Origin of the sequence: Actinoplanes sp. NPDC051859, from assembly GCF_044452725.1 — a bacterium.
GTDB lineage: Bacteria > Actinomycetota > Actinomycetes > Mycobacteriales > Micromonosporaceae > Actinoplanes.
Genome location: NZ_JBITBX010000007.1, coordinates 399,471 through 412,404 on the forward strand (window position 1 = coordinate 399,471; position 12,934 = coordinate 412,404).

Genomic DNA, 12,934 nt, shown 5'->3' on the forward strand with positions numbered 1-12,934 from the left:
CGGGGGGCACCTGATCAGCGATGCTGGTCGGCGTGGAGTATCCCGAACTCGCCGCCCGCACCGGCCGGTTCCGCTTCGGCGCGCCGCACGCCGTCACGGTCGGCGACGACGGCGCGCGGGTGGCCTTCCTGCGCTCCGCCGGACCGTACGACCCGGCAGCCGCGCTGTGGGTCCTCACCGTCGCCACCGGCGCGGTCACCCGCATCGCCGACGGTCCGATCGACTCGTACGCCGGCTCCGCCGACCTGTCCGTCCTCGCCTGGGCGACAGCCGGGCAACTGGCCTGCGCCGGCCGCGGTCCGTGCACCGCCGCCGAGCCCGTCCTCGCGCCCCGCCCCGACCCGACCGGACAGTCCATCGGCTACACCACCCCCGACGACACCCTGCGAGTCATCGGCCCCGACGGCGACGACCAGCTGCTCGCGGGTGAACCCGGCAGCGGCGTGCGTTGGGGCGTCGCCGAACCCACAGCCGCTGACTTCGGGCGTAGGAGAGGGTGGTGGTGGTCCCCCGACGGCAGCCGGATCCTGGCCGTCCGCAGCGCGACCACCGTCAGCCTGCACCTGCTCGACCTGCACGGCGGTTGGGTCGACGTGCACTGGGACCGGGAGACCTACCCCTACCTGGTCGACGTCCGCTGGACCACCGGCAACGCCCTGCTCACCGTGCTACGCCGCAGCCAACAACACGGCCTCGTGCTGTCCGTCGACCCGCGCACCGGCGAAACCCAGGTGCACGCCGAGCTGGCCGACGCCCGCTGGGTCGAACCCGTCCCCGGCACCCCACTGCTGCTGCCCGACGGCCGCGTCCTCGTCGGCGGCGAACTCGCCCACGACGGCTTCGACGCCCGCTGCCTCTTCGCCGACGGCAGCCTGCTCACCCCGCCCGAGCTCTACGTCCGCCGCGTCGTCGGCCTGATCGCCGACACCCAGGAAGTCCTCGTCGAAGCCACCGAAGGCGAACCCGCCGAACAACACGTCTTCGCCGTCCGCACCGCCCTCGGCGGCAACGGCGCGAAACTCCGTCGCCTCACCACCGAACCCGGCTGGCACCACGCCCACCTCGGCGGCGACGTCATGGTCATCGACGACACGATCCGGCGCGGCGCGGCCACCGTCCCGCTGCCTGACGACGCCCACCCGCTGCCGTACCGGCCCCGGCCGCTGCTCACCCGGGTCACCGACCGCCGGCTCCCCGCCGGCGTGCTCTACCCGGCCGCCCACGTCAGCGGCACCCGGCTGCCGGTCCTGCTGGACCTCGGCGCCGGGCCGGGCCACCAGCAAGTCGTCACCGACGCGAGGTCCTGGCAAGACCGGCAATGGTGGGCGGACGCCGGCTTCGTCGTGGTCAGCGTCGACTCCCGGGGTACGCCCGGAGTAGCCCCCAGCTTCGAGAAAGTCGTCTACCGGCGCCTCGCCGACGTGGCCCTCACCGACCAGGTCGACGCTTTGCACGCCCTCACCGGCAAACACCCCGACCTCGACCTCAGCCGAGTCGCCATCCGCGGCACCGGCCTCGGCGGCTGGCTCGCCGCCCTCGCCGTCCAACGCCGTCCCGACGTGTTCCGCTGCGGCGTCGCCATCGACCCCGTCACCGACTGGGCCAACCTCTCCCCCGCGTTCGCCGAGCGCTACCTCGGCAACCGAGCCGACAACCCCGAGATCTACGACCACCACGCCCTCGCCGCACCCGGCGGGGCGCCGCTGTTGATCTCCCCCACCGGGGATCTGTCCGAAGAACGTGAGTTCGTCATCCGGGAGTGTGCATGACGTCAGCCCTGATCGGCCGCAGCCTGCCCATGGAAGCCCTGCCGACGACCGAAGTCGACTACCTCTCACTCGGCGAGACCTCGGCCATCTCGGAACTCTGGGACGGCAACGTCCTCACCTGCCCCCGGGACACCCCCCGACACCAGATGATCCTCAACGCCCTCGCCAACGCGCTGCGCGCCGGCCGCACCGACCTCAACGTGGTCACCGGCGTCCCGGTCCGCCTCGCCCCCGGCCGCATCGCCGTCCCCGACCTCGTCATCGCGGGCGCCATCGACCCGGACATCCCCCTGGTCGACGCGGCTTCCGTCCGCCTGGTCTGCGAGATCACGTCGGCCGCCAGCGCCACGGTGGACTGGACCCTCAAAATGCACGCGTACGCCCAGGCCGCCATCCCCTGCTACCTCGTCGCCGAACCCGACCGAGGCCTCCTGCACAGCAACATGCTCACCGCCCAGGGCTACGTCGAACAGTCCGTCATGCAGCTGGTCCGAGTAACCGGCCTTAATATCTGAGCTATGCAGCACGACCCTAGTCATGGGACTATAGCGGGCATGACGTCCGCCATCTTCGGCATGGGTTCACCCATCACGGAGGAGGACTACCTCGCCCTCGGGGAGACCCCCGATCGCGTCGAGCTCTTCGATGGGAGCCTGCACGTGACCCCCGCGCCTACGCCGCGCCACCAATACATCTCGCGACGCCTCGCGAATGCCCTGGAAGCGGGGGCAGAGCCAGGGCGATTCGTGTCGGAAGCGATCAATGTCCGGCTCCAACCGGGTCGCATACCGATCCCCGACGTGGTGATCACCGAAAAGATCGACTTCGCGGCGTTGGCAGTCGACGCCGAGGCCGTCCTCCTGGTCTGCGAAATCGTTTCGCCGTCCAACGCGTCGGCCGACAAGGTGCTGAAGATGCACTACTACGCGACAGCCGGAATTCCCTGGTATCTGCTTGTGGAGCAGGAGACCGGAGCGCTGCACCTCCACCAGTTGAGCAACGGCGCATACGTTCTGCGGTCCGTCGCTCAGGTCGGTGAGGTCTTGCGGCTGACGGACCCCGTGGTGGCGGAGATTTCGCCGGAGGATCTGTTGCCTCCGCAGTGAAGTAGGCGGGTTTCTGTCGGGGGCGTCGCCTAGGGTCGTGGGTATGAGTGGCGATCACTTCGCGGAGGCCGGGGCGGCGGTGCAGGCGGCGCTGGATGCCGGGGCGCGCTATGCGGATGCCCGGGTCATGCTGCGCCGGACCGAGACGATGACCGCGCGGGACGGTGCGGTCGAGGACCTGAGCTCTGATGAGAGCGCCGGCCTCGGCGTGCGGGCGCTGGTCGGGTCGAGCTGGGGTTTCTACGCCGTGCCGGACCTGTCCGATGCCGCGGCGCGGGCCGCCGGGCGGCGGGCCGCCGAGATCGCCGCGGCCAGTGCCAAGGTGCCCGGGCCGGCAATCGACCTGGTGGCGGCACCCGCGGTGACCGCGAGCTGGGCCAGCCCGTGCGAGATCGACCCGCTCTCGGTGCCGCTGTCCACCAAGGGTGATCTGCTGGTCGCCGCCACGGCCGCCGCCAAGGATGCCGGGGCGGACCTCGCCGAGGGCCTCTATCAGATCTGGGACACCCGCAAGTGGTTCGTCTCCAGCGAAGGCCACCGCATCGACCAGCACATCCGCGAGTGCGGCGCCGGCGTCACCGCCAACGCGTACGGCGACGGCGAGATCCAGCGGCGCTCCTGGCCCTCGCACCGCGGGCAGTACGGCACCCGTGGCTGGGAGCTGGTCGACGAGCTCGCCCTCACCGATCATGCCGCCCGGATGGCCGACGAGGCACGGGCGCTGCTCACCGCGCCGCAGTGCCCGGCGGAGGAGACCACGCTGATTCTCGGCGGCGAGCAGATGGCGTTGCAGATCCACGAGTCGGTCGGGCACGCCATCGAGCTGGACCGGATCCTCGGCTGGGAGGCCGCTTTCGCCGGCACCTCCTGGCTGGATCTGAGCAAGCTGGGCAGCCTGCGGTACGGCTCCGAGCTCATGAACATCACGCTCGACCCGACGATCCCCGGCGCGCTCGGCAGCTTCGGCTTCGACGACGAGGGCTCCCCGGCGACCAAACGCGACGCGGTCCGCGACGGCATCTGGGTCGGTGTCCTGGCCGGACGCGACTCGGCGGCGATGGCCGGGCTCGACTACGCCGGCAGCGTCCGATCCGACGGCTGGGCCCGGCTGCCGATGGTCCGGATGACCAACGTCGGCCTCGAACCGGGACCGCACACCCTGGACGAGATGATTGCGGCCACCGACGACGGCGTCTTCATGGACATCAACCGCTCCTGGTCGATCGACGACCGGCGGCTCAATTTCCAGTTCGGCTGCGAGATCGGCTACGAGATCAAGAACGGCAAGCGCGGCCGGATGTTGCGCAACCCCACCTATACCGGCATCGGCCCGACGTTCTGGCAGTCGATGGACATGCTGTCCCGCGAGACCGTCGCGTGGGGCACCCCCAACTGCGGCAAGGGCCAACCCGGCCAGATCGGCCACACCGGCCACCCCGCCGCACCAGCCCGCTTTGCCAACGTACGGGTGGGAGTCCGCGGATGAGCACCGAACTCGACCTGGCCGCCCGCGTCATCGAACTCACCCGGCAGCTCGCCGGGGCCGGCGCGGAAGCCGAAGTGGTGGCGGCGCACTCGGCGGAGGCGCTGACCCGGTTCGCCAACTCGGCGATCCACCAGAACGTCGCAGACGCCACCACGACCGTCCGGCTGCGCCTGCACCTCGACGGGCGTACGGCCGGCGGCTCGACCACCGTGACCAGCACCGAAGGGCTACGGTCCCTGGTGGAGCGCACCCTGGCCGCGGCCCGCCTGTCGCCGCCCGACGCCACCTGGCCGGGGCTCACCGCACCCACCGAGTTGCGCTCGGCCCCCGCCTACGACGAGGCGACCGCCGCGGCCGGCCCGCAGGACCGGGCTGCGCTGGTCCGCGCATTCGTGGACGCCGCCGGCGGGCTGGAGACGGCCGGCTTCTGCCGCACCGCGTACGCCTCCGGCGGGTTCGCCAACACTCTCGGGCAGGCGGTCCACGGCCGCTCCGCCGACGCGGGAATGGACGGCATCGCCCGCCTCGACGGCGCCGACGGGGTGGCTCGCCGGGCCAGTGGCCGGCTCGCCGAGTTGGACGGTGCGGAGTTGGGCGCGCGGGCCGCGGCCAAGGCTCGGGCCGCGGCCAACCCGATGGAGCTGCCGCCCGGCCGCTATGAGCTCGTCCTTGAACCGGCCGCGGTCGCCGACCTGTTGGAGAACCTGGCCGGCTTCGGTTTCAACGGCAAGGCCTTCGCGCAGCGTCAGTCGTTCGCCGAGCTGGACGTGGCCCAGTTCGACGAGCGGATCACCCTGACCGACGAGCCGCTGGGCGCGACCCTTCCGTTCGACGCGGAGGGCACGCCCCGCGGCACGCTGACCCTGGTGGAGGCGGGTGTGACCCGCGCGGTGAGCCATGACCGGACCTCGGCGGCCGAAGCGGGCGCCGCCTCGACCGGACATGCTTCCCCGGCCTCCCGCTCTTGGGGACCGGTCGCCGCCAACCTCCGTCTGGCTCCTGGCTCGACCTCCGGTGCCGGGGCAGCGAGCAACCCGGACACAAGCCCGGCGGGTGCGGGCCGAGCCGGCACGGGTCCGGCAGGCACGGACACGGCCGGCACGGGTCCGGCAGGCACGGGAACAGGCGGCACGGGTTCGGTGGGCGCGGCCGAGTCGGTGGTGCCGTCCGCGCGGGCGCTGGTCGCGAACGTGCGCCGAGGGTTGCTGGTCACCGACCTCTGGTACACCCGGGTGCTCGACCAGAAGAGCCTCGTCGTCACCGGTCTCACCCGGAACGGCGTCTGGCTGATCGAGGACGGCGAGGTGACGACGGCGGTGGGCAATATGCGCTTCACCCAGTCCTACCCGCAGGCGCTGGGTCCGGGGGCTGTGCTCGGCGTGGGTGCGGAGTCGGTGGCCCTGCCGGATCGCTGGTCGGGTGTCCGCTACACCGCTCCGGCCCTGCACCTGGCCTCCTGGAACATCACCGGCAACGCCTCCGGCTGAGCGGGAGCCGTTGCCGACACCTCCGGCTGAGCGGGAGCCGTTGCCGACACCTCCGGCTGAGCGGAAGCCGTTGCCGACGCCTCCGCATTGACCGGCGTGTTTGACTAGGGCGGTGAGCAACGACTCGCAGGACCATGACCAGGTCCCGAATCAGCACGCGGACGCCGCCAGCGGCCGAGCCGGAGAGCACGCTCAGCCCGAGGACCACAGCCAAGCCGGAGATCACGCTCAGCCCGAGGACCACAGCCAAGCCGGAGATCACGCTCAGCCCGAGGACCACAGCCAAGCCGGAGACCACGCTCAGCCCGAGGACCACAGCCGGGACGATGATCGCGGCTCGGACGGGGACCCGGGCGGGGTTGATCGGGGCCGGGCGCTGCGGTTCGCGCCGGCTGGGGCCGAGGACGGTCCGCGGAGCCGGCGGCGGCGCCGGTGGTTCATCGGGGGCGTTGCGGCGGGCGCGGCCTTGATCGTCGGGTCGCTCTGTGTTGGCGGGCTTGCCGTCGTGAACGCCGTCGCGGACTTCCGGGGTGACCGGGACAAGGCACAGGAGCAGTTGGCCGCCCGGGACACTGCCTGCCTCGAGCTGGAGCAGCGGCTCAACCGGCTGACTCCGCCGGGGGCGACAGCCACTCCGGACGCCCGAGCGGTCGCCGTACGTGACGAGAACACCGCTGCGCGTGTCTACGTTGGTCAGTTGCGGGGCGAGCACACCGAGGACCTGTGGCGACAGCTGCTCGATGCGCGTACGTCGTATGCAGAGGCGCTGGCGGCACAAACCGAGTCACGGACACCTGCGTTCTTCGTTGTTCCGCGGACCGGCGACGGCGCGGTGGCGGCCGATGAGCTGGTGCGGCGCTCGCCGGCGGTATGTTCCGGACTTATCCGCAGACTTGCCGCACCGGAGCTGTAGCGGGCAGTAAGCCATCCCTTACAGAGCATTGCGCTGACCTTCGTTGTAACGTGTGCCACACCATTGCGGACGCACACCCCCCGTCTGTCAGACAGGTACAGGCGCGCCCGCCGGCAGAGCACCTCAGCGCAGCACTGTCAGGGAGAGACGTCAATGACGACGCAGGCAACGAGGCCGGAGGCGGGGCGTTCGCGCGCCGCGATCGCGGCGAAGACGTTGCGTACGGACCGGTGGTGGCTTCCGCCGCTGGTCACCTTCGCGGGACTGAGCGCGTGGGTCATCTACGCGACCGTCCGGGTCTTCATGCACAACAACTATTACGTCGAGGAGTACCACTACCTCACCCCCTTCTACTCGCCGTGCATCACGGACCGGTGCGTCGAGGGTGCCGCGGAGTTCGGGACGCCGCTGCCGTCCTTCTGGCTCATTCCGGAGGCCGCGTTCACCCTGCCCTTCCTCCTGTTGTTCCGGCTCACCTGCTACTACTACCGGAAGGCCTACTACCGGGCCTTTTGGCTGTCGCCGCCGGCCTGCGCCGTGCCCGACGCGCACGAGAAGTACACCGGTGAGACCCGCTTCCCGCTGGTCTTCCAGAACCTGCACCGGTACGCGTTCTACGCCGCCGCCGTCATCTCGTTGATCAACACGTGGGACGCGATCGTCGCCTTCCAAAGTGGAGACAAGTTCGGGTTCGGGCTGGGCAACGTGATCTTGGTCGGCAACGTGGTGATGCTGTGGGCGTACACGTTGTCGTGCCACTCGTGCCGGCACATCGCCGGCGGGCGGTTGAAGCACTTCTCGAAGCACCCGGTGCGGTACCGCTTCTGGACGTTCGTGTCGAAGCTGAACGCGCGGCACATGATGCTCGCCTGGATCACCCTCGGGACGCTCGCCCTGACCGACTTCTACATCATGGCGCTCGCCGCGGGCTGGTGGCCCGACCTGCGCTTCATCAACTAGAGGGCCCCCCATGACAACCCGAATCGAACGACACCATTACGACGTGGTCGTGATCGGCGCCGGTGGCGCCGGGCTGCGGGCAGCCATCGAGGCCCGGCTCGCCGGCAAGAAGACCGCGATCATTTCGAAGTCGCTGTTCGGCAAGGCGCACACGGTCATGGCCGAGGGCGGCGCCGCGGCGGCCATGGGCAACGTGAACAGCAAGGACAACTGGATGGTGCACTTCGGTGACACCATGCGCGGCGGCAAGTTCCTCAACAACTTCCGGATGGCGGAGCTGCACGCCAAGGAAGCCCCGGAACGGATCTGGGAGCTGGAAACGTACGGGGCGCTGTTCGACCGTACGAAAGACGGGAAGATCTCCCAGCGCAACTTCGGCGGCCACGAATACCCCCGCCTGGCCCACGTCGGTGACCGCACCGGCCTGGAGCTGATCCGCACCCTGCAGCAGAAGATCGTCTCGTTGCAGCAGGAAGACTTCGCGGAGACCGGCAACTACGACGCCAAGATCCGGGTTTTCTCCGAGACGACGATCACCGAGCTGCTGCTCGACGGCGACAAGGTGGCTGGGGCGTTCGGCTACTATCGCGAGACCGGCGAGTTCATCCTGCTGGAGGCGCCCGCGGTGGTGCTGGCCACGGGCGGCGTCGGCCGGTCCTACAAGGTCACCTCGAATTCCTGGGAGTACACCGGGGACGGTCATGCGCTGGCGCTGCGCGCCGGAGCGACGCTGATCAACATGGAGTTCCTGCAGTTCCACCCGACCGGCATGGTGTGGCCGCCCAGCGTCAAGGGCATCCTGGTCACCGAGTCGGTCCGCGGCGACGGCGGTGTGCTGCGCAACTCCGACGGCAAGCGGTTCATGTTCGACTACGTCCCCGACGTGTTCCGGCACCAATATGCGGACACGGAGGCGGAGGCGGACCGCTGGTACACCGACCCGGACAACAACCGGCGCCCGCCCGAGTTGCTGCCCCGCGACGAAGTGGCCCGGGCCATCAACAGCGAGGTCAAGGCGGGTCGGGGCACCAAGTCAGGCGGCGTGTTCCTCGACGTCTCCACCCGCATGCCGGCCGAGACGATCATCCGGCGGCTGCCGTCGATGCACCACCAGTTCAAGGAGCTGGCGGACGTCGACATCACCAAGGAGCCAATGGAAGTCGGGCCGACCTGCCACTACGTGATGGGCGGCGTCGAGGTCGACCCGGACTCGGCGGCGGCGCACGGCCACGTCGAGGGGCTGTTCGCGGCGGGTGAGGTGTCCGGCGGCATGCACGGCTCCAACCGGCTGGGCGGCAACTCGCTGTCCGACCTGCTGGTGTTCGGCAAGCGGGCCGGTGAGCACGCGGCCGCGTACCTGGATGGCCTGACCAAACGGCCGAAGGTCGCTACCGCGGATGTCGAGCAGGCAGTGGACGCCGCGCTGGCCCCGCTGAACCGGAGCGGCGGCGAAAATCCGTACACATTGCAGCAAGATCTGCAGGCGGTGATGGGTGACCTGGTCGGCATCATCCGGCGCGAGGGCGAGCTGTCCGACGCGTTGAAGCGGTTGCAGGAGCTGAAGGCGCGGGTGGCGAACGTCGGCGCGACCGGCGGACGGCAGTACAACCCGGGCTGGCACTTGGCCCTGGACCTGCGCAACATGCTGGTCGTCTCGGAATGTACGGCGAAAGCCGCGCTGGAACGGGAAGAGTCGCGCGGCGGGCACACTCGGGAGGACTTCCCGAAGATGAGCCCGGAATGGCGCAAGGTCAACCTGGTCTGCTCGCTCGACGACAACGGCGACGTGCACCTGGAACGTAAGCCGCTGCCGAAGATGCGCGAGGAGCTGCAGCGCCTCTTCAAGCGCACCGAGCTCAGCAAGTACCTCACCGAGCAGGAGCTCGCGGAATTCGACGCGATCGCGACGGAGGCCCACTGATGAAGCGTCATTTCCGAGTGTGGCGGGGCGACTCGTCCGGCGGGGAGATCCAGGACTTCGACGTCGAGGTCAACGACGGCGAGGTCGTGCTCGACATCATCCACCGGCTGCAGGCCACCGAGACCCCCGACCTGGCCTGCCGGTGGAACTGCAAGGCCGGCAAGTGCGGCTCCTGCTCGATGGAGATCAACGGCAAGCCGCGGCTGGGCTGCATGACGCGGATGTCCACATTCGAGGAAACCGAGACCGTCACGATCACGCCGCTGCGCACCTTCCCGGTGATCCGCGACCTGGTGACGGACGTGTCCTTCAACTACGAGAAGGCCCGCGAGACGCCCGCGTTCGCGCCGCCGCCCGGTGTCGCACCGGGCGACTACCGGATGAAGCAGATCGACGTCGAGCGGTCGCAGGAGTTCCGCAAGTGCATCGAATGCTTCCTCTGCCAGAACACCTGCCACGTGGTCCGCGACCACGAGGAGAACAAGAAGGCGTTCAGCGGACCGCGCTTCTTCATCCGGGCCGCCGAGCTGGACATGCACCCGCTCGACGACCGCGAGGACCGCAAGGAGTACGCGCAGGCGGAGCAGGGCCTCGGCTACTGCAACATCACGAAGTGCTGCACCGAGGTCTGCCCGGAGCACATCAAGATCACTGACAACGCCATCATCCCGATGAAGGAACGGGTGGTGGACAACCGTTACGACCCGCTGGTCTGGCTGGGCCGCAAGATCTTCCGCCGGGACCAGCTCGACGGCACGTCGGTCGGCCACGGCGGGATCCCGAGCCGCAGCCGCAGCGGTGAAAACATGGCGCCCAGCATCTCCGAGGGTGTTACCGGCGTGGCCGCGGGCCTGTCCGGCGCCGGAGCCCGACCGCCGCAGCATGCGCCGATCGGGCCTGACGGCAAAATGGAGGTCGCCGAGCTGCTGTCGCAGAACGCGGGCGGTCCGTCGCCCTTCGGCGACGACCAGCAGTTCCCGCTCACCGAGATCAGCTACCGGCACCCCGAGCCCTGATCTCTTTTGGTACGGGAGGGTCCGCACTACACGGACCCTCCCCCATCTCACTACTTCTTCGCCGCTACTTCGCGCTCGCAGTCGTCCGCGTACTCCAGGCCCTTACTGATGGAGTCCTGGTCGTTTTGCGGGCCGCCGAACGAGAGGCCGTTCTCGCCCGCCTCGACGTACCGCACACCCTTGCCCTTGAGGCACTTGACCACGTCCCGGGTGAAGTCCTTGGACTCCGGGTTCTTCGGATCCCGCTCCCACGGCGGCAGCGGATAGAACAGCGGATTGCAGAACTTGTCCGCCTTCTCGTAGTTGCGGATGTCCGCCTCCAACGGCGTGTCGCCGTTGTAGGTCCAGTCCTTCTTGTCCTTGCCGCCCTGTTCCTTCAGGCACTTCCGGTACGGCGCCATCAGCGCCTCGAACTCTTCCTCAGTGGTGTCGAGCCGCTCCCGGGGCCGCTCGGCTGGCTTGCCCGAGGCGGCCGGGCTGGCGCCGCCGCTGGTCAGGGTTGCCACCTGCGGTGCAGCGCCGTCCTTCGACTGCTCCGCCGAGCAGGCCACCGCGGCCGCCAGGACGGCCACCGCCGCCAACCCGACCAGCATGATCCTGCGTTTTCCGCTGTCGCCTGCCATCGTCCGCCCGCTCCCACCACGTCAGCCGCTCGTTCGTTGTGAGCAGCGTGGCGGGCCGGTGTGTGGAACTTGTCAGCATTCCCGCAGTCGAACAGGCGTACTATCGCGCGATGGAAGCGTACCAGCCTTCGATGCTCGATTTGTGCGGCCCGGCACCGGCGCTGGAACCCCTGCCCGGCCGCATGGTGCGCCGGCACCTCACGGCCGGCGCCTGGATCGACGTCCTGCCCGGCTGGATCACCGGCTCCGACGCCGTCTTCGAAACCTTGCGCACCGAGGTGGCCTGGCGCGCTGAACGCCGCCCGATGTATGACGGCATTGTCGACGTTCCCCGACTGCTGCGCTGGTACGGCCGCGACGAGCAACTCCCTCACCCGACGCTCACCGAAGCCCGCGACCGGCTGTCCGCCCACTACCGCCCCGAGCTGGGCGAGCCCTTCGTCACCGCCGGCATGTGCCTCTACCGCGACGGGCGCGACAGCGTCGCCTGGCATGGCGACACGCTCGGCCGCTCGGCCCGCCAGGACACGATGGTCGCCATCGTGTCGTTCGGCTCTCCTCGCCACCTGCTCCTCCGCCCACGCGCAGGCGGGGCGGAGACGCTGCGCTTTCCGCAGGGGCACGGCGATCTGATCGTGATGGGTGGTTCCTGCCAGCGCACCTGGGAGCACGCCATCCCGAAGACAGCGCGGGCGGTGGGACCCCGGGTGAGCGTGCAGTTCCGCCCGATCAACGTCGCTTAGCCCTAGTCGCCGCTGGTGCGGCCCGGACAGATAGCACAGCGGTCAAGAAACCGGTACCGCTTGCGGCGGGCCGTCAGCCCATGCAGGGTGGGCGACGGGACGGTTACTCAATAGTATTCAGCACTCTAAGTGCAAACTTTTTGGGGGTCTGGCCGGATGTCGACACTCTCGGGCGCCGTCGCGATCGTGACGGGCGCCAGCCGAGGAATCGGGTACGCGATCGCCCAGCGGTTCGTTGCCGAAGGTGCCCGGGTGTGCATCACCGGGCGCGACAAGGAGGCGCTGGATGCCGCGGTCGAAGGGCTCGGCGGCGCCGAGGTCGCGATCGGGGTGGCCGGGCGAGGTGACGACGCCGACCACCGCGCCGCGGTCGTGGACACCGTGCGGACCGCGTTCGGGCCGGTGTCGATCCTGGTGAACAACGTGGGCATCAATCCCGCGTACGGTCCGCTCGCCGACCTTGATCTTTCCGCCGCGCGCAAGATGGTGGACGTCAACGTGCTGGGCACGCTGGGCTGGGTGCAGGAGGGCCTGCGGGGCGGCCTCACGGACGGCGGCGCGATCGTGAACATCTCATCGGTGTCGGGCATCCGCCCGGCGCCCGGCATCGCGTTCTACGGCGTCACCAAGGCCGCGCTCATCCACCTCACCGAGGAGCTCGCCGTCGAGCTGGCACCCGCGATCCGGGTCAATGCCGTCGCGCCGGCGGTGGTCAAGACCAAGTTCGCGACCGCACTGTACGAAGGCCGCGAGGAGAAGGTCGCCGCCACCTACCCGCTCAAACGGCTCGGCGTCCCCGAGGACATCGCCGGAACGGTGGCCTTCCTGTGTTCGCCCGACGCCGCCTGGATCACCGGGCAGACCATCGTCGTCGACGGTGGCGTCACCCTCGGCGGGGCGCTGCGATGAG

At 69.7% G+C, this 12,934-nt stretch carries 12 protein-coding genes; 11 read left to right on the forward strand and 1 reads right to left on the reverse strand.

The annotated features are described in order from the left end of the window. Nucleotides 1–20 precede the first annotated feature (20 nt). The 9 genes from ACIA1L_RS20630 (at nucleotide 21) to ACIA1L_RS20670 (ending at nucleotide 10,658) form a co-directional block, all read left to right on the forward strand. The gene (locus ACIA1L_RS20630; RefSeq protein WP_396074432.1) at nucleotides 21–1,769 is read left to right on the forward strand and encodes a prolyl oligopeptidase family serine peptidase; all 1,749 of its coding nucleotides are present in this window, start codon (nucleotides 21–23) and stop codon (nucleotides 1,767–1,769) included. After that, the gene (locus ACIA1L_RS20635) at nucleotides 1,766–2,284 is read left to right on the forward strand and encodes a Uma2 family endonuclease (RefSeq protein ID WP_396074433.1); all 519 of its coding nucleotides are present in this window, start codon (nucleotides 1,766–1,768) and stop codon (nucleotides 2,282–2,284) included. Before ACIA1L_RS20630 ends, ACIA1L_RS20635 begins: the two co-directional genes overlap by 4 nt. A gap of 39 nt (nucleotides 2,285–2,323) precedes the next feature. Continuing rightward, nucleotides 2,324–2,875 (forward strand): Uma2 family endonuclease, encoded by a 552-nt coding sequence (locus ACIA1L_RS20640; RefSeq protein ID WP_396074434.1) that lies wholly within the window; start codon nucleotides 2,324–2,326, stop codon nucleotides 2,873–2,875. Between the two features lie 43 nt (nucleotides 2,876–2,918). After that, nucleotides 2,919–4,361, forward strand: a complete 1,443-nt coding sequence (locus ACIA1L_RS20645) for a TldD/PmbA family protein (RefSeq protein ID WP_396074435.1) — start codon at nucleotides 2,919–2,921, stop codon at nucleotides 4,359–4,361. Beyond that, on the forward strand, nucleotides 4,358–5,848 hold the full coding sequence (locus ACIA1L_RS20650) for a TldD/PmbA family protein (protein ID WP_396074436.1): 1,491 nt from the start codon (nucleotides 4,358–4,360) through the stop codon (nucleotides 5,846–5,848). The genes ACIA1L_RS20645 and ACIA1L_RS20650 overlap by 4 nt, the downstream gene beginning before the upstream one ends. Before the next feature lie 112 nt (nucleotides 5,849–5,960). Next, nucleotides 5,961–6,761 carry a hypothetical protein gene (locus ACIA1L_RS20655; RefSeq protein ID WP_396074437.1) on the forward strand — a complete coding sequence of 267 codons (801 nt, stop codon included), beginning with the start codon at nucleotides 5,961–5,963 and terminating at the stop codon, nucleotides 6,759–6,761. 153 nt (nucleotides 6,762–6,914) lie between these two features. After that, complete coding sequence (locus ACIA1L_RS20660; protein ID WP_396074438.1) at nucleotides 6,915–7,721, forward strand: hypothetical protein; 807 nt, start codon at nucleotides 6,915–6,917, stop codon at nucleotides 7,719–7,721. Between the two features lie 10 nt (nucleotides 7,722–7,731). Continuing rightward, nucleotides 7,732–9,642, forward strand: coding sequence for a fumarate reductase/succinate dehydrogenase flavoprotein subunit (locus ACIA1L_RS20665; protein WP_396074439.1), 1,911 nt, complete (start codon nucleotides 7,732–7,734; stop codon nucleotides 9,640–9,642). Next, nucleotides 9,642–10,658 carry a succinate dehydrogenase/fumarate reductase iron-sulfur subunit gene (locus tag ACIA1L_RS20670; RefSeq protein ID WP_396074440.1) on the forward strand — a complete coding sequence of 339 codons (1,017 nt, stop codon included), beginning with the start codon at nucleotides 9,642–9,644 and terminating at the stop codon, nucleotides 10,656–10,658. The genes ACIA1L_RS20665 and ACIA1L_RS20670 overlap by 1 nt, the downstream gene beginning before the upstream one ends. Before the next feature lie 50 nt (nucleotides 10,659–10,708). Here ACIA1L_RS20670 and ACIA1L_RS20675 read toward each other — a convergent pair whose 3' ends face one another. Then, complete coding sequence (locus ACIA1L_RS20675) at nucleotides 10,709–11,281, reverse strand: hypothetical protein (RefSeq protein WP_396074441.1); 573 nt, start codon at nucleotides 11,279–11,281, stop codon at nucleotides 10,709–10,711. Nucleotides 11,282–11,391: 110 nt separating this feature from the next. Here ACIA1L_RS20675 and ACIA1L_RS20680 point away from each other — a divergent pair, with 110 nt between their 5' ends. Together ACIA1L_RS20680 and ACIA1L_RS20685 are read left to right on the forward strand one after the other, a co-directional pair. Next, a complete protein-coding gene (locus ACIA1L_RS20680; RefSeq protein WP_396074442.1) occupies nucleotides 11,392–12,024 on the forward strand; it encodes an alpha-ketoglutarate-dependent dioxygenase AlkB in 633 nt (210 codons plus the stop codon). Between the two features lie 156 nt (nucleotides 12,025–12,180). Then, nucleotides 12,181–12,933, forward strand: a complete 753-nt coding sequence (locus tag ACIA1L_RS20685) for an SDR family oxidoreductase (RefSeq protein WP_396074443.1) — start codon at nucleotides 12,181–12,183, stop codon at nucleotides 12,931–12,933. Nucleotide 12,934 lies beyond the last annotated feature (1 nt).

Bases quoted from the DNA above. Each gene is read 5' to 3' on its own strand.
- ACIA1L_RS20630 (WP_396074432.1), top strand. From the start codon at position 21: ATGCTGGTCGGCGTGGAGTATCCCGAACTCGCCGCCCGCACCGGCCGG.
- ACIA1L_RS20635 (WP_396074433.1), top strand. From the start codon at position 1,766: ATGACGTCAGCCCTGATCGGCCGCAGCCTGCCCATGGAAGCCCTGCCG.
- ACIA1L_RS20640 (WP_396074434.1), top strand. From the start codon at position 2,324: ATGACGTCCGCCATCTTCGGCATGGGTTCACCCATCACGGAGGAGGAC.
- ACIA1L_RS20645 (WP_396074435.1), top strand. From the start codon at position 2,919: ATGAGTGGCGATCACTTCGCGGAGGCCGGGGCGGCGGTGCAGGCGGCG.
- ACIA1L_RS20650 (WP_396074436.1), top strand. From the start codon at position 4,358: ATGAGCACCGAACTCGACCTGGCCGCCCGCGTCATCGAACTCACCCGG.
- ACIA1L_RS20660 (WP_396074438.1), top strand. From the start codon at position 6,915: ATGACGACGCAGGCAACGAGGCCGGAGGCGGGGCGTTCGCGCGCCGCG.
- ACIA1L_RS20665 (WP_396074439.1), top strand. From the start codon at position 7,732: ATGACAACCCGAATCGAACGACACCATTACGACGTGGTCGTGATCGGC.
- ACIA1L_RS20670 (WP_396074440.1), top strand. From the start codon at position 9,642: ATGAAGCGTCATTTCCGAGTGTGGCGGGGCGACTCGTCCGGCGGGGAG.
- ACIA1L_RS20675 (WP_396074441.1), bottom strand. From the start codon at position 11,281: ATGGCAGGCGACAGCGGAAAACGCAGGATCATGCTGGTCGGGTTGGCG.
- ACIA1L_RS20680 (WP_396074442.1), top strand. From the start codon at position 11,392: ATGGAAGCGTACCAGCCTTCGATGCTCGATTTGTGCGGCCCGGCACCG.
- ACIA1L_RS20685 (WP_396074443.1), top strand. From the start codon at position 12,181: ATGTCGACACTCTCGGGCGCCGTCGCGATCGTGACGGGCGCCAGCCGA.